Raw genomic sequence first — 24,894 nt, 5'->3', positions numbered from 1 at the left:
GGCAGCAAGCGCGCAGTCAAGCGGCCCGCATCGCGGGCCGCCGGCACGACGAAATGCGCCGCCCCGTGGCGGCTCGGGCGTGTGTTACGCGCGCAACGCCTGTTCGATCGGCACGCTGCCGCCGACGAAACCGACGACCTTGCGTGAAATGCCGAGCTTGATCGCCTCGATCGCGGCCCATGCGACATCCTGGCGCGACACCGGCGGCGCCGAGTCGAGCGGTTCCTCGGTCAGCGCGATCTTGCCGACGCCTGGCCCGTCCGCGAGCGGGCCGGGGCGCAGGATCACGTAATCGATGCCCGACGCGATCACGCGCTCGTCGCCTTCGCGCTTCATCTGCGAGTAGTGGCGCAGCGCGTCGCCGCTGCGCTCCGGCCAGTAGGCGCTCAGCGAACTGATCACGACCAGCTTCTGCACGTTGTAGGCGAGCGCATGCTCGGCCGTGCGCGCGACCGCGTCGCGGTCGATCTGCTCCTCTTCGGCGGCGCCTTCCGATTCCGCCGAGCCGGCCGCGTAGATCACGTGCGAGATGCCCTGGAACGCGTGCGAGAAATCGCCCGTCAGATCGGCCTCGACGACCTTCGCGCCCGGCAGCGCATAGCCATGCCGGCGCACCAGCGCAGTCACCTCGAATTCCGGCTGCTCGAGCAGCAGATCCGCGCAGGCCCGACCCGTGCGGCCGGTCGCGCCAATCAGCAATACCTTCGTCGTCATGAAACCGCTCCTTGCGCGATGCGTCATCCTCCCAGATAGGGACGGACGACCGATACTCAAGTGTATGTCGATTTGGGGCGGCGGCGCGCGGGTAATTGGGGCTGCACCACTCCGTAACGGCCGGCGCTGCAACCCGTTATCCGCGCGGTCGCGCGCATGGATGGCGGAATCGACCCGCCGACCGGCTATCATGTGCGCGATGCATTCTTCGCCGCTACGCAATACAACGCGGCGACCAACCGGTTGGAGTACACATGGCATTACCCCTGGACAACGTCAGCATGGCCGTGTTCTGCGACTTCGAGAACGTCGCGCTCGGCGTGCGCGACGCGAAGTACGAGAAATTCGACATCAAGCCCGTGCTGGAGCGGCTGCTGCTGAAAGGCAGCATCGTCGTGAAGAAGGCGTATTGCGACTGGGAGCGCTACAAGGGCTTCAAGGCGTCGATGCACGAGGCGAGCTTCGAACTGATCGAGATTCCGCACGTGCGCCAGTCGGGCAAGAATTCGGCCGACATCCGGCTCGTCGTGGACGCGCTCGACCTCTGCTACACGAAGTCGCATGTCGACACGTTCGTGATCATCAGCGGCGACTCGGATTTCTCGCCGCTCGTGTCGAAGCTGCGCGAGAACGCGAAGAAGGTGATCGGGGTCGGCGTGAAGAAGTCGACGTCGGACCTGCTGGTCGCGAACTGCGACGAATTCATTTTCTACGACGACCTGGTGCGCGAGCAGCAGCGCGCGCTGGCGAAGCGCGAACAGCAGCGCACGGGCAACGGCGGCGCGAAGCGGCCCGACGAGCCGTCGCGCAAGCCGGAGCTGGAAGCGCGCCGCAGCGAGGCGATCGCGCTCGCGGTCGAGACCTTCGATGCGCTGGCATCGGAGCGCGACGACGTCGGCAAGATCTGGGCGTCGGTGCTCAAGAGCGCGATCAAGCGCCGCAAGCCGGACTTCAACGAGTCGTATTACGGCTTCCGCGCGTTTGGCAACCTGCTCGACGAAGCGCAGGCGCGCGGCCTGCTCGAAGTGGGCCGCGACGACAAGTCGGGCGCGTTCGTGTCGCGGCCGCGTCAGCCGGCCGTGGCCGAACCGGTGATGGCGCACCGCGATACGGGCGGCGCGCACCACGGTCACGGCGGACGCCACGCGGCGCCGGCACCGGCCGAGCGCGGGTCGCGACGTCGCGGGCAGCGCGCGGAAGCGGCCTCGCCTGAACGCGAGCAGGTCGACGTGGAGGAGGCGATCGTCGACGTGACGAGCGAGGCGGCGAGCGTGCCGGCCGAAGCAGCCGAAGTGACCGAAGCGGTCGAGACGCACGGCGACGCGAAGGACAGCCGCAAGCGCGCGCGCAAGAGCCCGGCGAAGAAGGCCGGTGCGAAGAAGGGCGCCGCCGCGAAGCACGGTGGCGACGCACGCGCGGACGGCAAGCACGCCGAAGCGGCACATCGCGACGCGGAGCATGGCGACGATCGTCACGTTGCGGCGCAGCATGCGGCGCCGACGGCTGGCGACTACGTCGCGGGGGCACCCGCCGCGCAGCCGTCGCACGACGCAGCACCGGCCGTACCGGTGGCCGAGCCGGCCGGGGAAGCGGTTGGTGAAGGAGCTGGTGAAGCAGCCACCGGCACCAAGCCGAAGAAGCCGGCTCGCAAGACGGCGACCCGCGCGCGTCGTCCGCGCAAGACGGCGGCTGCCGCCGAGTAACGGTGGCAGGGCGGGGGCCGCTGTCCGACGCGACGGCGCTACCCGCCACCCGCGGCCGGGTGCCCGTCGCTTGTGCCGTCACGTCGGCCGGCGCAACGCCGGCCGATGCGTTCCGTTATCTGTTCAGCACATACGGCTGGGTCATCACTTCGAGGAAGTGACCGTCAGGATCGTCGAAATACACGCCGCGGCCGCCGTTATGGCGGTAGATGTCATCGGGCTGCCGCTTGGCCGGATCGGCCCAGTGCGGCAGCCCTCGCTCGCGAATGCGCGCATACACGCGATCGAAGCCGGCTTCGTCGGTCAGAAATGCATAGTGCTGCGCCGTGATGTTTCCCGCCTTCTCGTAGAAATCGAGCGACACGCCGTTGTCGAGCTGGACGACCAGCATCGCGCCGAATGGCGTCGGCGCAGGCAGTTCGAGAAGCTCGGCGAGAAAGCGGCTCGACGCATGCTTGTCGCGGCACCAGACGATCGTATGGTTCAGCTGGACGTTCATGACGGGTCCCCGGAACGGGGCGCGAGGATGGGCATGGACACACGATAGCCGATTGCGGCCGGTGTGCAAGCCCGTCGCTCGTGCCGTTACCCGCTTACTCGCCCGCCACCGCCGGTCCGCCCGAATTGCCGCGGCGGTTGCGGCGCTTCTCGCCCCACACGCGGAACCGGTCCATGTACAGGTAGACCACCGGCGTCGTATAGAGCGTCAGCACCTGCGACATGATCAGGCCGCCGGCGATCGCGATCCCGAGCGGCGCGCGCAGCTCCGCGCCGTCGCCGTGGCCGAACGCGAGCGGCAGCGCGCCGAGGAGCGCCGCCATCGTCGTCATCATGATCGGTCGGAAGCGCAGCAGGCATGCCTCGTGGATCGCATCGAACGACGACTTGTTGCCGTTGCGCGTCTGGTCGATCGCGAAGTCGACCATCATGATCGCGTTCTTCTTCACGATACCGATCAGCAGGATCACGCCGATCAGCGCGATGATGCTGAACTCGGTCTTGAACAGCAGCAGCGCGAGCAGGGCGCCCACGCCGGCCGACGGCAGTGTCGACAGGATCGTGATCGGGTGGATGTAGCTCTCGTACAGGATCCCGAGCACGATGTAGACGGCCAGGAGTGCCGCGAGAATCAGGATCGGCTGGTTGTTCAGCGACTGCTGGAACGCCTGCGCGGTGCCCTGGAAGCTGCCGACGATCGTCGGCGGCACGCCGATCTGCGCCATCGTCTGGTAGATCACCTGGGTCGCCTGAGACAGCGACACGCCCGGCGGCAGGTTGAACGAGATCGTCGTCGCGACGAACAGCCCCTGGTGGTTGACCGACAGCGGCGTCGTGCTAGGGCCGAAGGTCGCGATCGCGGAAAGCGGAATCATCGTCGACTTCGACGTCGACACCGCCGCGCCCGACGACGCGCTCGACTTGCCGCTCGACGCGATCGAGTTCAGCGCCTGGTTGCGCGCCGAATCGGACGCGATCGCCGCGGCGCTGGTGGCGGCCGTCCCGGCGCTCGACGTGCCGGCCGAGGTCGCGACGAAGGTGCCGGCCGCGGCGTTGGTCGTCTGTGAGCCGTTCGCGCTGCCTCCCGACGTGCTGATCCACACCTGGTTCAGCATCTCCGGGCTCTGCCAGTATTTCGGCGCGACTTCCATCACGACGTGGTACTGGTTCAGCGGGTTGTAGATCGTCGAGACCTGGCGTTGGCCGAACGCGTCGTACAGCGTGTTGTCGATCTGTGAGGGCTTGATGCCGAGCCGCGCGGCAGTTGCGCGGTCGATCGTCACCATCGCTTCGAGGCCGCCTTGCTGCTGGTCGGAGTTCACGTCGGTCAGCTCGGCGCGCTTCTGCAGCGCCTCGGTCAGCAGCGGCCCCCACTTGTACAGCTCGGCGCTCGAATCGCCGAGCAGCGTGAACTGGTACTGCGCATTGCTCTGCCGGCCGCCGACGCGGATGTCCTGCGCGGCCTGCAGGAACGTGCGCGCACCCGCGACGTCAGCGAGCGGCTTGCGCAGCTGCTGGATCACCTGGTCGGCCGACAGCTTGCGCTCGGTGCGGTCCTTCAGCGTGACGAACATGAAGCCCGAGTTGGTCTGCGTGCCGCCGGTGAAGCCCGCGACGCTCTTCACGTTCGGGTTCGCCTGCACGATCCGCATCATCTCGGAGAACTTCAGCTTCATCGCCTGGAACGACGTCGACTGGTCGGCCTGGATGCCGCCGATCATCAGCCCGGTGTCCTGCTGCGGAAAGAAGCCCTTCGGCACGACGATGTACAGGTAGACGTTCAGGCCGATCGTCGCGAACAGGATCAGCAGGACCAGCAGCGGACGGCGCAGCGCCCACGACAGCGTGCGCTCGTAGCCGCGCTGCATCCGCGTGAAGAAGCGCTCGAGGAACCGGCCGAGGCGGCCTTCCTCCTGCACCTCGTGCGACTCGCGCAGCAGCCGCGCGCACATCATCGGCGTGACGGTCAGCGAAACGGCGAGCGACACGCCAATCGCGAGCGACAGCGTCAATGCGAATTCGCGGAACAGGCGCCCGACGATGCCGCCCATCAGCAGGATCGGCAGGAACACCGCGACGAGCGAAATGCTCATCGACAGCACGGTGAAGCCGACCTCGCGCGCGCCGTCGAACGCAGCCTGCAGCCGCGGCTTGCCGTTCTCGATGTGACGCGTGATGTTCTCGAGCACGACGATCGCATCGTCGACGACGAAGCCGGTCGCGACGATCAGCGCCATCAGCGACAGGTTGTCGATCGAGAAGCCGAGCAGGTACATCGCGCCGAACGTGCCGATGATCGAGATCGGCACCGCGACGCTCGGAATCAGCGTCGCGCGCCAGTTGCGCAGGAACAGGAACACGACCATCACGACGAGGCTCACCGCGATCAGCAGCGTGTGTTCGGTGTCCTTCAGCGACGCGCGGATCGTCGTCGAACGGTCGAGCACCGGCGTCACCGTGATGTCGGCCGGCAGCGACGCGGTGAGCTGCGGCAGCGCCGCGCGCACGCGGTCGATCGTCTCGATGATATTCGCGCCGGGCGAGCGGTAGAGGATCACGAGCACCGCGCGCTTGCCGTTCGACAGGCCCAGGTTGCGCAGGTCCTCGACGCCGTCGACGACCTCGGACAGGTCGGACAGCCGCACGGCCGCGCCGTTGCGGTAGGCGACGACCAGGTCGCTGTACTGCGACGCCTGCGAGGCCTGGTCGTTCGTATAGAGCTGATAGTGCTTCGGGCCGAATTCGATCGCACCCTTCGGGCTGTTCGCGTTCGCGGATGCGAGCGCGGCCCGCACGTCCTCGAGGCCGATTCCGTAGTGGAACAGCGCGTGAGGCTCGAGCTCGACACGCACGGCCGGGTTCGCGGAGCCGCTCACCGACACCTGGCCGACCCCGTCGATCTGTGATAGCGACTGCTGCAGCACCGTCGACGCGGCGTCGTACAGCTTCGCAGGCGACGACGTTTCCGATGTCAGCGACACGACCATGATCGGCGAATCGGCCGGGTTGACCTTGCGGTACGTCGGGTTGCTTTTCAGTGATGCGGGCAGGTCGGCGCGCGCCGCGTTGATTGCGGCCTGCACGTCGCGCGCGGCGCCGTCGATGTCGCGGTTCAGCCCGAACTGCAGGATGATCCGTGCGTTGCCGACGGTGCTGGTCGACGTCATTTCGCTGACGTCGGCGATCGAGCCGAGGTGCCGCTCGAGCGGGCTCGTCACGCTGGTCGCGACCGTCTCGGGACTCGCGCCGGGCAGCGACGCCTGCACCGAGATGGTCGGGAAGTCGACCTGCGGCAGCGGCGACACCGGCAGCTTGATGAACGCGAACAGGCCCGCGAGCGCGACGCCGAGCGCGAGCAACGTCGTCGCGACCGGGCGGGTGATGAAGGGACGCGACAGGTTCATCGCTTATGCGCCCGTGTGCTTGCCGGTGTCGCGGCCGGGGCCGTGCCGTTCGAACCAGCCGCGCACGCGCCGTGCGAGGCTGTCGAAGCCGAGGTAGATCACCGGCGTCGTGAACAGCGTCAGCACCTGCGACACGATCAGGCCGCCCGCGATCGCGATCCCGAGCGGCTGGCGCAGCTCGGAGCCCGCGCCGGCGCCGACGATCAGCGGCACCGCGCCGAGCAGCGCGGCGAGCGTCGTCATCAGGATCGGCCGGAAGCGCAGCAGGCACGCCTGGTAGATCGCCTCACGCGGCGGTTTGCCTTCGACGCGCTCGGCCTCGAGCGCGAAGTCGATCATCATGATCGCGTTCTTCTTCACGATGCCGATCAGCAACACGATCCCGATGATCCCGATGATGTCGAGGTCGTGCCCGGTGATCATCAGCGCGAGCAGCGCGCCGACGCCGGCCGACGGCAGCGTCGACAGGATCGTGATCGGGTGGATGTAGCTCTCGTATAGCACGCCGAGCACGATGTACATCGTGACGACCGCCGCGAGGATCAGGAACAGCTGGTTCGACAGCGACGCCTGGAACGCGAGCGCCGCGCCCTGGAAGCGCGTCTGGAACGAGCCGGGCAGGCCGATGTCCTTCTCGGCGGCGTCGATCGCCTTCACGGCCTCGCCGAGCGATGCGCCCGGTGCGAGGTTGAACGAGACCGTCGTCGACGGGAACTGCGACAGGTGCGCGACGAGCAGCGGCGACGGCCGTTCATGGAACGACGCGATCGACGACAGCGGCACCTGGCCGCCGCCCGCTGACGGCAGGTAGATGTCGTTAAGCGATTCGGCGTAATGCTGCTCCTTCGGCTCCGACTCGAGAATCACGCGGTACTGGTTCGACTGCGTGAAGATGGTCGACACGATGCGCTGGCCGAACGCGTCGTACAGCGCGTTGTCGACGGTCGCCGGCGTGATGCCGAAGCGCGCGGCGCTCGCGCGGTCGATCTCGATGTAGACCGACTGGCCGTTGCTCTGCAGATCGGTCGCGACGTCGGCGAGCGACGGCTCCTGCTGCAGCCGCGTGACGAGCTTCGGCACCCAGGTCGCGAACTCGTCCGGGTTCGGGCTCGTCAGCATGAACTGGTACTGCGTCGGGCTCACGGTCGAGTCGATCGTCAGGTCCTGCACCGACTGCATGAAGAGCGTGATGCCGGTCACGTTCGCGACACGCTGCTGCAGGTTGCGGATGATCTGCGCGGCCGACTCGGCGCGCTCGTCGCGCGCCTTCAGGTTGATCAGCATCCGGCCGCTGTTCAGCGTGATGTTGCTGCCGTCCACGCCGATGAACGACGTGAGGCTTTCGACGTTCGGATCCTTCAGGATCTCGGCCGCGAGCGCCTGCTGGCGTTCGGCCATCGCGCCGTACGAGATCGACTGTGGCGCCTGCGTGATCGCCTGGATCACGCCGGTATCCTGCGCGGGGAAGAAGCCTTTCGGCACGTACACGTAGAGCAGGGCGGTGAGCCCGAGCGTCAGCAGCGCGACGACGAGCGTCGAGCGCTGGCGGTTCAGCACCCATTCGAGCGCGACCGCGTAGCGCGCGATCACCCAGTCGATCGCGCGGTGCACGCGCGCCTCGAAGCGGTGGCTTTCGGGCGGCGGCGAATGGCGCAGCAGCTTTGCGCACATCATCGGCACGAGCGTGAGCGACACGATCGCCGAGATCACGATCGTCACTGCGAGTGTGATCGCGAACTCGTGAAACAGCCGGCCGACCACGTCGCCCATGAACAGCAGCGGGATCAGCACCGCGATCAGCGACACCGTCAACGATATGATCGTGAAACCGATCTGCCGCGAGCCCTTCAGCGCGGCCTCGAGCCCCGAATCGCCTTCCTCGACGTAGCGCGCGATGTTCTCGATCATCACGATCGCGTCGTCGACGACGAAGCCGGTCGCGATGGTGAGCGCCATCAGCGACAGGTTGTTCAGCGAGAAGCCGGCCATGTACATCACCGCGAGCGTGCCGATCAGCGACAGCGGCACCGACAGGCTCGGGATGATCGTCGCGTAGACGTTCGCGAGGAACAGGTACATCACCAGTACGACGAGCCCGACCGCGAGCAGCAGCTCGAACTGCACGTCGCGCACGGCGGCGCGGATCATCGTCGTGCGGTCGGTGACGATCTGCACGTCGAGCGCGGCGGGCAGCGTCTCCTGCAGCTTCGGCAGTTGCGCCTTGATCGCGTCGACGGTCGCGATCACGTTCGCGCCCGGCTGGCGCTGCACGTTCAGGATGATCGCGGGCTCCGAGTTCACCCACGCGCCGAGCTTGGTGTTCTCCGAGCCGGCGACGACCTTCGCGACGTCGGTCAGCATCACCGGACGGCCGCTCTTGTAGGCGACGACCGCGTCGTTGTATTGATCGGCGCTGGTGAGCTGGTCGTTCGCGTTGATCGTGTATGCGCGCGTCGGGCCGTCGAAGTTGCCTTTCGGCGTGTTCACGTTCAGGTTCGAGATCGTCGTGCGCAGGTCGTCGAGGTTCATCCCGTACTGCGCGAGCGCGGTCGGGTTCGCCTGGATCCGCACGGCCGGCCGGTTGCCGCCCGACAGGCTGACGAGGCCGACACCCGCGATCTGCGAGATCTTCATCGCGAGGCGCGTGTCGGTCAGGTCCTGCACCTGCGTGAGCGGCAAGGTCTTCGACGTGATGGCCAGCGTCAGCACCGGCGCGTCGGCCGGATTGACCTTCGCGTAGATCGGCGGGGCGGGCAGATCGGACGGCAGCAGGTTGCCGGCCGCGTTGATCGCGGCCTGCACTTCCTGTTCGGCGATGTCGAGCGGCAGGTCGAGCGAGAACTGCAGCGTGATCACCGATGCGCCGGCCGAGCTTTGCGACGACATCTGGTTCAGCGACGGCATCTGGCCGAACTGCCGCTCCAGCGGCGCGGTGACCGACGACGTCATCACCTCCGGGCTCGCGCCCGGATAGAAGGTCTGGACCTGGATCGTCGGGTAGTCGACTTCGGGCAGCGCGGCGAGCGGCAGGAAGCGCAGCGCGACGAGGCCGGCCAGCATGATCGCCGCCATCAGGAGGGCGGTGCCGACAGGCCGGAGAATGAAGAGGCGGGACGGATTCATCGAGCGGCCCGCGCGTTACTGGGCCGCGGGGGCCGCAGCCTGCGACGCGTCGTGCTTGTGTCCGCCTCGGTGGGCGGCCGCACCCGATGCGCCGGACGCCGCGCCGGCGCCATGCGCGCCCGACGCGCCTTTCGGCTTGTCGGCCGGGATCGTGATCTTCGCGCCTTCGCGCAGCCGGTCGGAGCCGTCGGTGACCACGCGCTCGCCGATCGCGACGCCGCTGACGATGCTCGTGCGCTCGCCGTCGACCGGGCCGACCTTGACCTTGCGCACCGTCACCGTGTTGTCGGGTTTCACGATGTACACGAACTGGCCGATCGAGCCTGTCAGCACGGCGGCCGTCGGCACGATCGTCGCATTGCGCATCACGTCGACCAGCAGCCGCGTGTTCACGAACTGATTCGGAAACAGCAGGCCTTCCTTGTTGTCGAAGGTCGCGCGCAGCTTGACCGTGCCGGTGCTCGTGTCGATCTGGTTGTCGAGCGTTTCGAGCGAACCCGTCTCGAGCGGCACGGTGTTGTTGCGATTGTAAGCGGTGACCGACAGTTTCTGACCCGCGTTTACCTGCTTGACGATCTGCGGCAGGTTGTCCTCCGAGGTCGTGAAGATCACGCTCATCGGCTGCAGTTGCGTGATCACGACGATCCCGTTCGTGTCGCCCGCAGTCACGTAGTTGCCGGGGTCGACCTGGCGCAGGCCGACGCGGCCCGACACGGGCGCCGTGATGCGCGCGTACGTGAGGTTCAGTTTCGCGGAGTCGATCGCTGCCTGGTCGGTCTTCACCGTTCCTTCGTATTGCTTGACGAGTGACGCCTGGGTGTCGACAGTCTGCGACGCGATCGAGTCCTGCGACAGCAGCGTCTGGTAGCGCTTCAGGTCGATGCGGGCCGTCGCGAGCAGCGCTGAGTCGCGCGCGTGCGTGCCTTCGGCATTCTCGAGCGCGACCTGGTACGGGCGTGGGTCGATCTGCGCGAGCAGGTCGCCTTTCTTGACGATCTGGCCTTCCCGGAACGCGACCGACTGCAGATAACCCGACAGCTGCGTCTTGACAGTCACGCTCGCGAGCGGCGTCACGGTGCCGAGCGCGGACAGCACGATCGGCATCTCGCCCTGCGTCGCGGTCGCGACCGATACGGGCTGCGGAACGTTTGCCATGGCGGCGGGGCCGCCGCGGCCGCGATGGCCGTTACTGCCGCCGGCGCTCGCGCCGGAGGCCGCGTTGCCTGCCGCCGACGCGTCCGCCTGCGTACGGCTCCACGGGTGCCACCACAGCAAGCCGCCGATGACGACGACCGCGAGCGTCCCGATCACCAGCGTGCGGCGCGGGCGGCGCGCGGCGGGGGAGGCGGGATCCTTCGAAGGGGGCGTGGGCTTTTGTTGGTTGTCCATCGTGTTCTGTCAGGAAGACGGCGCGGCGGGCCGGGAGACGAGCCTGGGGCGGCGCGTGGGCATGCGGTGCCGGAGGGCCGGCTCGGTCCGGGCCCTTCCGGTCCGCGCGGGAAAAAGAAAAGAGCGGTGCGCGCCGCGGATGCGGCGCGACGATGGGCATGATGCTACGTCCCGTCCCCGTTACAGTCCAGTCGTCTATCTTTCAACGGGTTACGGTCGTTACATAAGGCGACAGGACGATGACGGACCGATTACACGGCGCTGCGCCGGGCTGGCGCGCCGCCGATCTCGCGGGTGATTTTCGCGATGCATTCGTGCAACGCGGGCACCACGTGTTCCTGCAGCCATTCGGGCGGGCACTGACTGGATGCGCCGCCGCAGTTCACCGAATAGCGCTGGCCCGACGGGCCGACGAAACCGGCCGCGACCGCGTTCAGCCCTTCACGCCATTCGCCGATCGCGATCGCATGGCCCGCGCGCATTGCGTCCTCGAGACCGCGGGTCAGGCGCGCCGATACGTGCGGCCAGTCATCGCCGGCCGTCGCGCGCAGCGCGTCGAGCAGCGCGCGGCGCTCGTCGTCCTCCAGTGCCGCGAGATACGCGCGGCCGACCGCGGTGCGTGCGATGTCCATCCGCGAGCCGATCTCGAGGCGCGTGACGAGCACGGCCGAGCGCGGCCGGATCACGTCGATCGCGACCATGTCGAGCCGGTCGCGCACCGCGAGGTGCACCGACAGCGACGTGCGCTCGGCGAGTTCGATCATGAACGGCCGCGAGCGGGCGCGGATGTCGAAGTTGCGCAGGAAGCCGTGGCTCAGCTCCAGGACCGACGCGGTCAGCACGAAGCGCTCGCTGTCGGGCAACTGGAACAGGAAGCCGGCGCTGACGAGCGTCGCCGTGATGCGTGACACGGTCGGCTTCGGGATGCCCGTCAATTCGGTGAGCTCGCGGTTGCTGACCGGGGCGTCGGCGGCCGCGATGCGCCGCAGCACGGCGAGGCCGCGCGCGAGCGCGGTGATCTCGTCCGGCGACGATTCGCGGTCTCGGGGCGCGGGAGGCGTTACAGGTGTCGACACGAGGGATTCTCTCTATTTCCGAAACTCGATTTCAATTTTGTTGGTATTGTAGGATGATTGTCAAAAGATGCATGTTCCATGGGTGAATCGTTCATCGGATGAGATTTTACGGGTTCACCCTTGGTTTATTAGGAAAGCGCTCAAATGAGCATTGCCGGAAAGTGAACAAACCGGTGCAAATACCGCTTGACTTGTCGGGCGGAAACGGAAAGAATGTCTCACGTTTTCGAAACATCGTTTCAGGAGTTTAACCGGCAACGGTGTTTCGCGCAGTCTCTCAGGTTCTAGCACGGCCCTCGGAATGGCTAGAACTTTTTTAGCGCCACGGTCTCCGTGGCGCTTTTTTTTTGCCCGTCCGCCGGACGCGTCAGGTCCGTATTATCCCCCGATCGCTGAAATCGCCCGTTCGACCGGGCTCGTGCGCACTCGCGTGCGCGTGGCGCGCGCAAAAAAAAGCGCGATGCCCGCAATGGGCATCGCGCGTAAACCGGCGTGGAGCGCCGACGAATGAACGGTGATGAAGAAAGGGACGCCCGGTCAGGGACGCCCGGTTAGGGACGCCCAGTCAGGGACGCCCGGTCAGGGGCGGCCTGCCAGGGCGCTAACCCCCTCGTGCGAAGCGGTCACGCCTTCGCGAGCTTGATGCTGGTCGGCTCGGCCGTCAGGTAGCCGACGCTGGCGCCGAAGCGATCCTTGAAGTTCGCGCGCACGAGCGGATCGAGCGTCGGCTTGACCTTGTCGTGCAGCGGCGACTCCCAGTCGCCCGCGTGCTGGAAGTTGCTCATGATGTAGGTCCAGCCGTTGATCTCGTCGACCGCGTGCAGGCCCGTCGATTCGGCGCCGGCCGGGCACGACAGCACGCGCGCGAGCGACTTCGTGTCGACGTTGTACGCCCACAGGAAGTTGTTGACGTGCATGCCCGAGTCTTCGCCGATGAAGAGCGTGCGCAGCTTCTCGGAGAACTTCAGGTTGTCGGGGTTCGCGATCTTGTCCGGGTTTGCCAGGTTGCCGAGCGCATCGGCCGCGGCGAGGTCCTCGCCGACGAGCGCGGCCGGCGCGCCCATGTCGACCGGCACCCACTCGCTGTCGATCGCGCCGCCCGTCGTGTCGCGCTGGCCGGCCTTCAGGTTCAGCGCGTAGACCGCGCCCGAGGCGATCTTCTTGTCGACCGCGACGTCGCGCGACGCCGCGTTGCCCTGGACCATCGACGTCTCGATCCGCGACATCGCCGTGTAGACGATCTTGTCCTTCGCGTTCACGGTCGTGCCTTCGAGCTTCGTGAACGCCATGCTGCCGCCGAGCAGCGCCGCGTAGCGGTGCGTCTCGAGGAACGCGGCCGCTTTTTCCATGCCCGGCTTCACGCGGATCCAGTTGAACTTGCCGCCGAAATGGATCTTCGTGTAGCTCGCATCGTTCGGGTCGGTGGTCACCAGGTCCATGATGTCCGACGCCTTCAGCGTGTTCGCGAGCGTTTCGATCTCGCCGCTGGTCGCATGGCCGATCTTGATCCACGTGAGCGTCGCGGTGCCGGCGCCGGCCGATGACGTCTGCGTCCACTTCGCGACGTACAGCGTGCCGGCCGACAGGTCGGCCGCCTTGTCGGCGACGAACATGAACAGGCCGCCGTTGGTGGCGTCGTCGCCCATCATCACGGTGCGCTGGTCCGGCATCACCTGGATCAGCTCGTGCGAGATGCGGCCGAGGCAGTAGTGCTTCTTCACGGTGCCGGTGCCGTCCGGATTCACGGTGATCTCGGGCAGGTGGCCGTAGTGGTAGGGGTTCGCCTTCGTCTCGTCGCCGAACGTGTTCTTGCTGAACGCCTTGAACTGCGCGTCGGTCGCGGCCTTCGTCGCGTCCGGCTCGTATTCCTCGCTCGACAGGTGCGTGCCCCACGGCGACAGGCTCGCGCCGCAGGTGATCCACAGGCCGTGCGCCTTCGACGTGTCGACGTTGTGGTACTTCACGACCTTCAGCGCGCCGGTGGACGGATCCTGGTCGAGCGTGAGCACGGCGATCGGCGACGGCAACTGGCCGTACTGCGACGCGCTCGCCTGGTCGCGCGTCGTGTATTCGAACTGCACGACCGCGAACACCGTGTTGTCCTTCACGCCGGGCACGTTCGCATTTTTCAGCGTCAGCAGCGAGCTGCCGTCCGGGCAGTCGGAATAGAACTGGCGCTCCTTGCCGGCCACCGAGCGATCGATGATCGGCTGGTTGTTGATGTCGTAGTAGCCGCCCGCGAGCGTCGTGCCGCCCTTGCCGTCCGGCACCATGTCGCCCGTCACGAAGAACGGCCGGTACGCGAGCTTGAAGTTGCGCGACGAGCCGTCCGAGAAGGACACCGACAGCGTCGAACCGACCGTCGTCGTGGCCATCGCGGCCGCGTTGTCGAGCGTGGGCGCGGCCATCGCCGAGAACGCCGCCGACGTGTACGCGGCGGCGGCCGGCGTCGCCGCCGGATTGTCGTCGCCGCCGCAACCTGTCAGCAGGGCCGGCAGCGCGAGGCCGGAGAGGGGCAGCATGGGTGCGCCGGCGAGGATCTTCAGGGCCTGACGACGGGAAGCATTGGGCAACGCGGGCATGTGGAGTCCAGTTTCGAATGTTGGAAGAATCGCCTTTCGCGAAGCAGGCGATCAGCAAGCATTGCGAAGGCAAGTTGAAAACTGGACCGAAGTTTAGGGGCGCTCGATGAAAGTTTTTTGAATTGAAAACGTAATGATGCGTTGGGCGTCCGTCAGGCGGGCTGCCGGACGCCGATCGGACGCGTATTCGCGCTCAGTCGCGCTCGGGCGTCGCCGAGATGCGATGGATCGACAGGTCGGCGCCGTCGAATTCGGCTTCGCGCTCGAGGCGCAGCCCGACGGTCGCCTTCAGCGCGCCGTACACGAGCGTGCCGCCCGCGGTGGCGATCGCGATGCCGCCGAGCGTGCCGATGAGTTGCGACATGAACGACACGCCGCCGAGGCCGCCGAACGCGGGTTGCCCGAACACACCGGCCGCGATGCCGCCGAGCGCGCCGCACATTCCGTGCAGCGGCCACACGCCGAGCACGTCGTCGATGCGCCACTTGTTCTGCACGCAGGTGAACATCGCGACGAACAGTGCGCCGGCTGCGGCGCCGGTGACGAGCGCACCGATCGGGTGCATCACGTCGGAACCCGCGCAGACCGCGACGAGGCCCGCGAGCGGGCCGTTGTACGTGAAGCCCGGATCGTTGCGGCCGGCCATCCACGCGGCGAGCGTGCCGCCGACCATCGCCATCAGCGAGTTCACGGCGACCAGGCCGCTGATCTTGTCGAGCGTCTGCGCGCTCATCACGTTGAAGCCGAACCAGCCGACCGCGAGCACCCACGCGCCGAGTGCGAGAAACGGAATGTTCGACGGCGGGTGCGCGGCGATCCGGCCGTCCTTCGCATAGCGGCCGTGGCGTGCGCCGAGCAGCAGCACGGCCGGCAGCGCGACCCAGCCGCCGAACGCATGCACGACGACCGAGCCCGCGAAATCGTGGAACGGCGCGCCGAAGGCATGCGTGAGCCAGCCCTGCACGCCGAAGCGTTCATTCCATGCGATCCCTTCGAAGAACGGATAGATGAAGCCGACGATGATCAGCGTCGCGACGAGCTGAGGATTGAATTTCGCGCGTTCGGCGATGCCGCCGGACACGATCGCGGGAATGGCCGCCGCGAACGTCAGCAGGAAGAAGAAGCGCACGAGCGCGTAGCCGCTGTGCTGCGACAGCGTGCCGATATCGTCGAAGAACTCGACGCCGTACGCGATCGTATAGCCGATGAAGAAATACGCGAGCGTCGACACCGAGAAGTCGACCAGGATCTTCACGAGCGCGTTGACCTGGTTCTTCTTGCGGACCGTGCCGAGCTCGAGAAATGCGAAGCCCGCGTGCATCGCGAGCACCATGACGGCACCGATCAAGAGGAACAGTGTATCGACGCCGGATTTCAGACCATCCATGCCGTGGCTTCCTTGCGCAAAAAACGGGCAAGGAATGCAAATATCGAGCCAACTTGGTGAACGCGTGCGTACAAGTGGTGCGGAAGGCCGTGCGATGCGGCACGCGGGCGATGCGTGCACGGTAGCGGGGCAGGCCGCGTGTGGGCCCGGAGCCGCAGTGGGTGCACGCGCGTGGTGCGATGAGAGCTCAAATGGTGCGCGCGATGCGTGGCGTGGTGCGCCGCGATGCACCGGTCTGGCGCGTCAGCGGCGGGCGAACAGCACGCGTGAGCGCCGCAGCCGCAATGCGCAGGCGCACCAGTAGGCGGCGACGGTGGTGAGCCCGAGTGCGGCAAATGCGAGCGCCGCGAAGCCGGCGTGCGACTGGCCGTCGCCGTCGGGGCCAAGGATGCCCTGCGCGACGATCAGCGCGGCCGTCCAGAAACCGATCACAGCCTGAACGAGCAGGCGAGCGCACGCCACGCGGCGCGGGCGCCCGGCTGCACGCAGGCGCGGCGCGGACGGTGAACGAAGGCACAGGAACAAGGTGGTGGCGAGCGCGGCGGCCAGCGCGATGAACCAGTCGATGAGGAAAGCCATGAAGAAACGGGAAGCAGACGGAGCGGATTGAAGCCTGCCCACTTTAGTCTCGGCACGCCTGCAATTGAATCAGACAAATCCGAAATTGAAAGGCATTTTTAATCACGAGTCGTCATTGGCCCTGTTCCACAGGCGGTATCATCGACGCTGGTCCAACCATTCAGGCCGTGCGGCGCACGGCCGGAGATCGCTGATGAAGATGAAGACTTGGCCGGCGCGTCGCGTGCCCGGGTCCGTGCTGGCGGCCGCGGCCGTCGGTGCGGTGCTGTTGCTCGCAGGCTGCGAGAAGTCCGGCACGCCGGCCACGCAACCCGATACGGCCGCCAGCGCGGCCGCCGATGCCGCGAACAACGCGGCCAAGGCGCTCGACCAGGTGGCGAGCACCGTCAACCAGCAGATCAATGCCGCGAAGGCCGGCATTGCGAGCGCGGCCTCGGCCGTGCCGCCGCTGTCGGCGAGCGGCCTCGCGTCCGCCGCGCAGGCGCAGATCGATGCGGCCGCTTCCGCCGTCGTTGCACACGCGGCATCGGAAGCGGGCGCGAAGATGGCGGAGGCCGGCAAGAAGCTCCAGCAGTGGAGCCAGCAGAACGCGTCGGGTGCGAAGCCGGCCAGCGGCGAGTGAAGGGCCCTTGCGGAATCTTCAATATGTAATTATCATGGTTACACATCGTCGCCGGCTGCCGTTCGAGCCGGCGTCACCGAGAGAGTGAGGAATGAATACCAGCAGCCGGTTCGCGTTTGCCGTTCATGTGCTTGCGTTGCTGTCGATGCAGGAAGGTGCGCCGCTGTCGTCCGACATCATCGCGGGTAGCGTGAACACGAATCCGGCGCTGATTCGCCGTCTGCTGTCGATGCTGGCGGCCGCGGGGCTGACCACGTCCCAGCTCGGCGCAGGCGGCGGCGCGCTGCTGGCGCGCGAGCCCGGCGAGATCACGTTGCTCGACGTGTATCGCGCGGTCGACGATGCGCAGCTGTTCGCGCTGCATCGCGAGGCGCCGAATCCCGCGTGTCTCGTCGGGCGGCACATCCAGGGCGTGCTGATCGACTATATCGGCGACGCGCAGCGCGCGATGGAAGCATCGCTTGCCACACGCACGCTCGCGGACGTCACGGCCGACGTGCTCGAATCGGAGCAGCGCAGCCGGCCGGCGGGAAGCGCCGGCGGGTGATCGCGGGCAATGGATGATGCCGGGCAGGAGGCCGGGTGACGCGCATGCGCGGCGGCCGGCACGACGGAGTGTTGCTCCGTTTTTTTTCGGTCTTATATGTAATCATTGTAGTTACTTTTTATTTCTGGAGAATCGACATGACGCAACCTACCTTGAACATCGCACTGTTCGGCGCCACCGGGATGATCGGCTCGCGCATCGCCGCGGAAGCCGTGCGCCGTGGCCATCGCGTGACCGCGCTGTCGCGCCATCCGGGCGCGGCCGGCGACGGCATCACGGCGAAGGCTGCCGACCTGTTCGATGCGGCCAGCATCGCGGCCGCGCTGCCGGGCCACGACGTCGTCGCGAGCGCGTACAGCCCGAAGCAGGACGATCCCGCGAAGATCGTCGCCGCGGCGAAGACGCTGGTGGAAAGCACGCGCCAGGCGGGCCTGAAGCGGCTCGTGGTGGTGGGGGGCGCCGGTTCGCTCGAAGTTGCGCCGGGCAAGCAGCTGGTCGACACCGAAGGTTTCCCGGACGCGTACAAGGCGGTCGCGCTCGCGCACCGCGATGCGCTCGATTATCTTGAAACGGTCGGCGATCTCGACTGGACGTTCTTCGCGCCTGCGGCCCTGATCGCGCCGGGCGAGCGCACCGGCACGTTCCGCACGGGCGTGGGCAAGCTGATCGTGGACGCAGAGGGCAACAGCAGGATCTCGGCCGAAGACTATGCGGTCGCGTTCGTCGATGCGCTCGAGCAACACGGCTTCGTGCGCGAGATCGCGACGGTCGCGTATTGAGCGATCCCATGGCGAGGCGGCGCGCAGGGTGCCGTATTCGCCGTGAGCGGCTGGCCAGGCAGCGCAGCCGCAGTGACTTCAGGCGATTCCACCTCGACGGGTGGAATCGCCTGTTTCGTCTGGTGTGCCGATGATCGATGGACCGCTGCGCACGGGATCGTGCGTGATGCGGATTCTTCCCGGCCTGATTGGTATTTATCCCGGTCGACGCCGCGCAGCGGTTTCCATATTGTTCCCCGTCATGCAGGATGCATAGAAAAAATTTCTATCTACGAGGGACTGGGTAAATGGATGCCATCGATCGCAAACTGCTTGAGCTGTTGCAGGCAGATGCCACCTTGCCGATCGCGGAGCTCGCGCAGCGCGTGAACCTGTCGCAGACGCCGTGCTGGAAGCGCGTGCAGCGGCTCAAGGAAACCGGCGCGATCCGTGCGCAGGTCGCGCTGTGCGATCCGCGCAAGCTCGGTGTCGGCACGACCGTGTTCGTCGCGATCCGCACGAACCAGCACACCGAGGAGTGGGCGCAGCGCTTCACGCAGGCCGTGCGCGACATGCCGGAAGTCGTCGAGGTCTATCGGATGAGCGGCGAGACCGACTATCTGCTGCGGGTCGTGGTGGCCGGCATCGACGATTACGATCGCGTGTACAAGCAACTGATCCGCGCGGTGCCGCTGTTCGACGTGAGCTCGTCGTTCGCGATGGAGCAGATCAAGTATTCGACCGCGCTGCCGGTGCGCGATCTGTCCGAGCCGGCATAGCGCGCGCGACGGCAACGGAGCGCGTCGGTGCGCACGGATGTTACGTGTGTGCGCCGCCAATACGCGCCATTGTCGCCCGGTCAGCGGCCGCGCGACAGCGCGCGTGCGCGTTCGTCCGCCAGCGCGTCGCGGCGCACGAACTCCGCGACGAACGGACTGGCCGGATGGTGGTGCAGCGCGTACGGCGTGTCCCATTGCGCGAGCTGGCCATCCTTCATCACGCCGATCCGGTCGGCGATCGCGAACGCTTCCGCCTGATTGTGCGTGACGAGGATCGCGGTGTGACCCGTGCGCTTCAGGATGTCGCGCAGCTCGAACGCGAGCCGCTCGCGTGTATCGACGTCGAGATTCGAGAATGGCTCGTCGAGCAGCAGCAGCTCCGGTGACGGGGCGAGCGCACGGGCGAGGGCGACGCGCTGCTGCTGGCCGCCCGACAGTTCGTGTGGATACGCGTCGCCGGAAGCGGCGAGCCCGACCAGCTCGAGCATGTCCGCGACGCGCGCGCGCCGCTCGGCCTTCGGCATGCGCCGCAGGCCGAACGCGACGTTGTCGGCCGCACTCAGGTGCGGGAACAGCGCGTAGTCCTGGAACATCATCCCGATGCGCCGCCGCTCGGGCGGCACGTCGAGCGACGGCGCCGCGACGGGCGTGCCGTCCAGCACGATGCGCCCCATGCGTACGGGCTCGAAGCCCGCGATCGCGCGCAGCACGGTGGTCTTGCCGCAGCCCGATGCGCCGAGCAGGCAGCCGATATCGCCGCGCGGCAGCGCGAGGCTGAGCCCGTCGACCACCGTGCGGCGGCCGTGCGGCGTGTCATAGGCGACGCAGAGGTCGTCGAGTTCGAGCAGATTCACGGTGTCAGGCTCCGATCTTGTGACGGGTGCGCGCGAGCAGGATCACGGGCACGAGCCCGGCCAGCACGATTGCGAGCGCGGCGACCGCGCCTTCCTCATAGGTGCCGCGCGCGGCCTCCGCGTACAGCCAGGTCGCGAGTGTGTCGAAATTCAGCGGGCGCAGCAGCAGTGTCGCCGGCAGCTCTTTCATCGCGTCGACGAAGACGAGCAGTGCGCTCGTCGTGAGCGCGGGCCGCAGCAGCGGCAGGTGCACGCGGCGCAGCGTGCCGCCGGCCGTCTCGCCGAGCGAGCGCGCGGCGTGTTCGAGCGACGGCGGAATGCGCGCGAGGCCGGCTTCGATGCTGCCGGCCGAGATCGCGAGAAAGCGGACGGTGTAGGCGATCACGAGGGCGGCCGCCGACCCCATCAGCAGTAGCCCGTCACGGCCGAGCGCCGCGCCGAGCAGCCGGTCGGCCGCCGCGAACGGGATCAGCAGGCCGATCGCGAGCACTGTGCCCGGCACCGCGTAGCCGAGGCTCGCGATGCGCGCGCACACGCGGGCCGGGCCCGCACGCGCGCTGTCGCGCTGCGCGCGCGCCGCCCACGAGACGACGAGCCCGCATGCGAGTGTCGCGACGGTTGCGGCGGCGGCGATCGTCAGCGTGTTCGCGAGCCCGGTCGTCAATTGAGCGGATACGCCGCCGACGAGATGCAGCCGCTTGCCGGTCTCGACCGCGAGGTATGCGGCCGGCGCGCCGAAGCCGAGCAGCACCGGCAGCCAGCCGAGCGCGGCGGCGCTCCACGCGGCCGCGCCCGTCAGCTTGCGCGGTGCGACCGGACGCATGCGTCGGCCGTGCGCGTAGCGCTGGCGACGGCGCCCGTAACGTTCGAGCATGATCATGCCGACGACGATCGCGAGCATCGCGAGCGCGATCTGCGCGGCGCCGGCGAGATCGGAGCGCGTGATCCACGTCGTGTAGACCGACACGGTGAGCGTCTGCACACCGAGGAATTCCGATGCGCCGATGTCGTTCAGCGTTTCGAGCAGCGCAAGGCTCACGCCGACGGCGATCGCGGGCCGGGCGAGCGGCACAACGACGCGCCAGAACGTCGCGATGCGTCCCGCGCCGAGCGTGCGCGCGGCTTCGAGAAGACTCGCGGACTGCGTGACGAACATTGCGCGCGTGCTCAGGTACACGTACGGATACAGCACGAAGCCGAGCACGAAGATCGCACCGGGCAGCGAGCGCAGGTCGGGCAGACGGAACTGGCGCGGGCTGTCGAAGCCGAACAGCCAGCGGATCGCGCCCTGCACGGGGCCGATCGGGTGGAGCAGGTCGAGATAGGCGAATGCGACGATATAGGTGGGCACTGCGAGCGGCAGCAGCAGCGCCCAGGTCAGCATCCGGCGGCCGGGAAAATCGTACGCGGTGACGAGCCACGCGCAGCCGGTGCCGACCACCGTGACGATTGCGCCGACGCCCGCGAGCAACAGCAGCGTGTTGACCAGCGCCTGCGGCAGCACGAATTCGGCGAGATGCTTCCAGTGCGCGAGATCGGCGCCGAACGCGGCGGCGACTAGCACCGCGAGCGGCGCCGCGACCGCCGCCGCGATCGCGACGGCCGCGCCCAGCCAGAGGCCGCCCGCGCGCGAACGGAGTGGCCGGCGGCGCGTGCGGGCGAACGGTGCGTCAGTTGTCAAAGCCGACCTTGTCGACGAGCTGGCTGGCCGCCTTGCGGTGCTTCGCGATGTCGGTCAGCGCAAGCGGGTCGACCTTCAGCGTGCCGAAGCTCGCGATCACCGGGTCGAGCTTCACGTTCGCGCGCACCGGATATTCGTAGTTCGCCTGCGCATACAGCGCCTGCGCTTCCGGCGACACGAGGTACTCGAGCAGCTTCACCGCGTTGGCCTTGTGCGGCGCGTGCTTCGCGACCGTCGCGCCGCTGATGTTCACGTGCGTGCCGCCGCTCTTCGCGTTCGCGAACGTCGGCCGTACCACCTTGATCGCGTCGCCCCACTTGCGCGCATCGGTGCCGGGCTCCGCGTTCTTCATGTGACCGACGTAGTACGCGTTGGCCAGGCCGACGTCGCAGATGCCGCCGAGAATGTCGCGCGCGACGTCGCGGTCGCCGCCCGTCGCCTTGCGGGCGAGGTTCGCCTTCACGCCGCGCAGCCACTTCTCGGTCGCGGCTTCGCCGTCGTGCGCGATCATCGCCGCGACGAGTGCCGTGTTGTACGGATGCTGCCCCGAGCGGATGCAGACCTTGCCCTTCCATTTCGGATCGGCGAGATCCTCGTAGCGGAACGCGTCGACCTTCAGATCCTTCTCCACGTACAGCACGCGGTCGCGCAGCGACAGCGCGTACCAGTCACCCTGCGCGCCGCGCAGGTTCGCGGGAATCGCATCGTCGAGCACCTTCGAGCGCACCGGCTGCGCAAGCCCGCCGTCGACAAGGTCGAGCAGGTTGCCGATGTCGACCGTCATCAGCACGTCGGCCGGCGACTGCGCGCCTTCCGCCTTCACGCGCTCGAGCAGGCCGTCCTTCACGAACACCGTGTTGACCTTGACGCCGCTCTGTTTCGTGAACGCGTCGATGAGCGGCTGGATCAGCTTCGGTTCGCGGGTGGTGTACAGGCTCACTTCCTCGGCCGCGTGGGCGAGTGGCGCGAATGCGGCGGCGGCAAGGGCGAGGGCGCCGGCGAGCGGCAGCAGGCGGGTGCGCGGATTCGACATGAAGACTCCGGTGAGGCAGGCGGACGAAGAAGCGTTCCGGGGCGTGCCTGCCGTCCGAGCAACCCGAAACATTACAAAACGAAAGATTTCGGATTCTAGATCGGAATGGGAATGATTATCAAATGAAAGGTGACGGAAAGCAGGGAGGAAGGTGGGAGGAGGGGGCGCTACCGGGGCGTCGCAGCGCGGGCGCAAGCGCGTAGAATGCCCGCTTCAACGAAATCGACGGAGCCGTACCGATCATGAACGATCAGCGCAAGAAGAACCCTGTCCGCAACGTGAGCATCCTGATCGTCGTGGCCGTGCTGCTCGTGATCGGGACGATCCTGTATAACGCGATCTCACAGAAGCACGCGTACGACGAGGCCCATCCGGCCGAGGCCGCGAGCGCCGCGTCGCACTGACGCCGGCGCGGATGCGCATGATCGCTGGGTGGCCCGGTCGGGCCGCCAGCGATGCGCGGAAACGGCAGGAAGCGTGGACGCGGTGCGCGGCGCAAGGCATCGCGCCGGGACGGGCGCGGGCGCCGAAGCCGGCGCGCCGCGTGGAAGGGTCAGCCGTGCGTCAACGTGACGCAGGCGCAAATTTCGGGCGGATTCGTGCGTAGAACACGGCCGCGAGCAGCACGAGCCATGCCGCGCCGACGTAGAGCGCGACGCGCGTATCTTCGAACCAGCCGAGCATCACGATCACGAAAGCCATGAACGCGATCGTCAGCGCGGGTGCGACGGGCCACAGCGGCACCTTGAACTTCAGCGCCGCGACTTCCGCGCTCGACAGGCGACGGCGCATCGCGACCTGCGACAGCAGGATCATCAGCCACACCCACACGGTCGCGAACGTCGCGATCGCCGCCACCACCAGGAACACGTCCTTCGGCATCAGGTAGTTGAGCAGCACGCCGATCAGCAGCGCGCCGGCCATCACGAGCACCGTGACCCATGGCACGCCGTGCCGCGACGTCGCCATCAGCACGCGCGGCGCCTGGCCCTGCCGCGCCATCCCGAACATCATCCGGCCCGCGCCGAAGATGTCGCTGTTGATCGCCGAGATCGCCGCGCTGATCACCACGAGGTTGAGAATGGTCGCGGCCGACTTCACGCCGAGCGCCGAGAAGATCTGCACGAACGGGCTGCCGTCGCTGCCGACGCCGGTCCACGGGCTGATCGACATCAGGACGACCATCGTCAGCACGTAGAACAACAGGATGCGCGCGGGCACCGCGTTGATGGCGCGCGGAATCACGCGCTCCGGATCCTTGGCTTCGCCGGCGCTCATCCCGATCACCTCGATGCCACCGTACGCGAAGATCACGACCGACAGCGACGCGATCAACCCGCCGATCCCGTTCGGGAAGAAGCCGCCGTGGTTCCACAGGTTCGCGAACGTCGGCACGTCGGCCGAATGGCCGAAATGCATGCCGGTCAGCAGGATCGCAACGCCGCCGCCGATCATCGCGACGATCGCGCCGACCTTGATGAGCGACAGCCAGAATTCGAGCTCGCCGAACACCTTCACATGGCACAGGTTCAGCCCGCAGATGACCGCGACGACGCCGAGCACCCAGATCCATTGAGGGACATCCGGAAACCAGAAGCCCATGTAGATGCCGAACGCGGTGATGTCGGCGATGGCGACGATCACCATTTCAAGCGTGTAGGTCCAGCCGGTGACGAAGCCCGCGAATGGGCCGAGGTTTTCGGTCGCATAGTGGCCGAACGAGCCGGCGACGGGCTCGCGCACGGCCATCTCGCCGAGCGCGCGCATCACCATGTAGACAGCCGCGCCGCCCAGGATGTAGGCCAGGATCACCGCCGGGCCCGCGAGCTGGATCGCGGACGCCGAGCCGTAGAACAGGCCGGTGCCGATCGCCGAGCCCAGCGCGAGAAAGCGGATGTGCCGCGCGCTCAGATGGCGCTGCAAGTTCTTCATTGAGTCTCCGATATCGTTATGCGACAGACCGGGCGAACGGGGCCGGCCCGGTTGGTTCAAGTTGTATATACAACTTAGGCGTGCCCGAATGATAACAAGCCTGACCATGCGACCGGAATCGGGTATTCCCTGACTGGCGCAACCGGCGCAATCGAAGGTGGGGCCATCGCGCAGCGGGCGCGTGGGCCGTAAGGGGCGTGCGGGTCATGCTTCGGGAGGGTGTTGCGGGAGCG

Annotated in this window: 19 protein-coding genes; 6 read left to right on the top strand and 13 right to left on the bottom strand. The window is 67.3% G+C overall.

Annotation, left to right across the window (positions count from 1 at the left end; genetic code table 11):
- Positions 1-84 precede the first annotated feature (84 nt).
- A complete protein-coding gene (locus DIE11_RS09895; RefSeq protein ID WP_124623243.1) occupies positions 85-714 on the bottom strand; it encodes an NAD(P)H-binding protein in 630 nt (209 codons plus the stop codon).
- A 254-nt stretch (positions 715-968) separates the two neighbouring features.
- Here DIE11_RS09895 and DIE11_RS09890 point away from each other — a divergent pair, with 254 nt between their 5' ends.
- Positions 969-2,417: an NYN domain-containing protein gene (locus DIE11_RS09890; RefSeq protein ID WP_124623241.1), complete on the top strand. Its 1,449-nt coding sequence runs from the start codon at positions 969-971 to the stop codon at positions 2,415-2,417.
- 115 nt (positions 2,418-2,532) lie between these two features.
- On the opposite strand, the gene DIE11_RS09885 is transcribed toward DIE11_RS09890, so the two are convergent.
- The 8 genes from DIE11_RS09885 to DIE11_RS09850 all read right to left on the bottom strand — a co-directional run bounded on the left by DIE11_RS09885 (position 2,533) and on the right by DIE11_RS09850 (position 16,455).
- Entirely contained in the window at positions 2,533-2,916 is a 384-nt protein-coding gene (locus DIE11_RS09885; protein WP_409364565.1) for a VOC family protein, read from the bottom strand.
- Between the two features lie 94 nt (positions 2,917-3,010).
- Complete coding sequence (locus DIE11_RS09880; RefSeq protein ID WP_124623237.1) at positions 3,011-6,319, bottom strand: efflux RND transporter permease subunit; 3,309 nt, start codon at positions 6,317-6,319, stop codon at positions 3,011-3,013.
- A gap of 3 nt (positions 6,320-6,322) precedes the next feature.
- The gene (locus tag DIE11_RS09875; RefSeq protein ID WP_124623235.1) at positions 6,323-9,442 is read right to left on the bottom strand and encodes an MdtB/MuxB family multidrug efflux RND transporter permease subunit; all 3,120 of its coding nucleotides are present in this window, start codon (positions 9,440-9,442) and stop codon (positions 6,323-6,325) included.
- 15 nt (positions 9,443-9,457) lie between these two features.
- Positions 9,458-10,831, bottom strand: a complete 1,374-nt coding sequence (locus DIE11_RS09870) for an MdtA/MuxA family multidrug efflux RND transporter periplasmic adaptor subunit (protein WP_124623233.1) — start codon at positions 10,829-10,831, stop codon at positions 9,458-9,460.
- 251 nt (positions 10,832-11,082) lie between these two features.
- Positions 11,083-11,907, bottom strand: coding sequence for an IclR family transcriptional regulator (locus DIE11_RS09865; RefSeq protein WP_124623231.1), 825 nt, complete (start codon positions 11,905-11,907; stop codon positions 11,083-11,085).
- A gap of 623 nt (positions 11,908-12,530) precedes the next feature.
- Positions 12,531-14,489 (bottom strand): PhoX family phosphatase, encoded by a 1,959-nt coding sequence (locus tag DIE11_RS09860; protein ID WP_124623228.1) that lies wholly within the window; start codon positions 14,487-14,489, stop codon positions 12,531-12,533.
- A gap of 193 nt (positions 14,490-14,682) precedes the next feature.
- The gene (locus DIE11_RS09855; RefSeq protein WP_124623226.1) at positions 14,683-15,876 is read right to left on the bottom strand and encodes an ammonium transporter; all 1,194 of its coding nucleotides are present in this window, start codon (positions 15,874-15,876) and stop codon (positions 14,683-14,685) included.
- A 243-nt stretch (positions 15,877-16,119) separates the two neighbouring features.
- Entirely contained in the window at positions 16,120-16,455 is a 336-nt protein-coding gene (locus DIE11_RS09850) for a hypothetical protein (RefSeq protein ID WP_124623224.1), read from the bottom strand.
- Positions 16,456-16,648: 193 nt separating this feature from the next.
- Between DIE11_RS09850 and DIE11_RS09845 the strand changes: the two genes are divergently transcribed.
- The 4 genes from DIE11_RS09845 to DIE11_RS09830 all read left to right on the top strand — a co-directional run bounded on the left by DIE11_RS09845 (position 16,649) and on the right by DIE11_RS09830 (position 19,161).
- On the top strand, positions 16,649-17,077 hold the full coding sequence (locus DIE11_RS09845) for a hypothetical protein (protein ID WP_059603394.1): 429 nt from the start codon (positions 16,649-16,651) through the stop codon (positions 17,075-17,077).
- Between the two features lie 91 nt (positions 17,078-17,168).
- Entirely contained in the window at positions 17,169-17,624 is a 456-nt protein-coding gene (locus tag DIE11_RS09840) for an Rrf2 family transcriptional regulator (protein WP_059603397.1), read from the top strand.
- A gap of 137 nt (positions 17,625-17,761) precedes the next feature.
- Entirely contained in the window at positions 17,762-18,403 is a 642-nt protein-coding gene (locus DIE11_RS09835) for an NAD(P)-dependent oxidoreductase (RefSeq protein ID WP_124623222.1), read from the top strand.
- Between the two features lie 287 nt (positions 18,404-18,690).
- Positions 18,691-19,161 carry an Lrp/AsnC family transcriptional regulator gene (locus DIE11_RS09830; RefSeq protein ID WP_006754321.1) on the top strand — a complete coding sequence of 157 codons (471 nt, stop codon included), beginning with the start codon at positions 18,691-18,693 and terminating at the stop codon, positions 19,159-19,161.
- An 80-nt stretch (positions 19,162-19,241) separates the two neighbouring features.
- On the opposite strand, the gene DIE11_RS09825 is transcribed toward DIE11_RS09830, so the two are convergent.
- From DIE11_RS09825 to DIE11_RS09815, 3 genes are read right to left on the bottom strand one after another with little or no spacing between them, the layout of a single operon-like run.
- A complete protein-coding gene (locus tag DIE11_RS09825; protein WP_124623220.1) occupies positions 19,242-20,015 on the bottom strand; it encodes an ABC transporter ATP-binding protein in 774 nt (257 codons plus the stop codon).
- Positions 20,016-20,019: 4 nt separating this feature from the next.
- Positions 20,020-21,696, bottom strand: a complete 1,677-nt coding sequence (locus DIE11_RS09820; RefSeq protein WP_124623218.1) for an iron ABC transporter permease — start codon at positions 21,694-21,696, stop codon at positions 20,020-20,022.
- Positions 21,686-22,729, bottom strand: a complete 1,044-nt coding sequence (locus DIE11_RS09815; protein WP_124623216.1) for a Fe(3+) ABC transporter substrate-binding protein — start codon at positions 22,727-22,729, stop codon at positions 21,686-21,688. Before DIE11_RS09815 ends, DIE11_RS09820 begins: the two co-directional genes overlap by 11 nt.
- Before the next feature lie 242 nt (positions 22,730-22,971).
- On the opposite strand from DIE11_RS09815, the gene DIE11_RS09810 reads away from it, so the two are divergent.
- Positions 22,972-23,133 (top strand): hypothetical protein, encoded by a 162-nt coding sequence (locus DIE11_RS09810; protein ID WP_006476417.1) that lies wholly within the window; start codon positions 22,972-22,974, stop codon positions 23,131-23,133.
- 160 nt (positions 23,134-23,293) lie between these two features.
- Here the strand turns inward: DIE11_RS09810 and DIE11_RS09805 are convergent, their stop codons facing one another.
- The gene (locus tag DIE11_RS09805; RefSeq protein ID WP_059603412.1) at positions 23,294-24,661 is read right to left on the bottom strand and encodes an amino acid permease; all 1,368 of its coding nucleotides are present in this window, start codon (positions 24,659-24,661) and stop codon (positions 23,294-23,296) included.
- Between the last annotated feature and the right edge of the window lie 233 nt (positions 24,662-24,894).

Origin of the sequence: Burkholderia sp. Bp9012, from assembly GCF_003853825.1 — a bacterium.
Lineage (GTDB): Bacteria > Pseudomonadota > Gammaproteobacteria > Burkholderiales > Burkholderiaceae > Burkholderia > Burkholderia diffusa.
The sequence above is the reverse complement of the archived record's forward strand: the minus strand, read 5'-3'. Positions and strand labels throughout refer to the sequence as shown.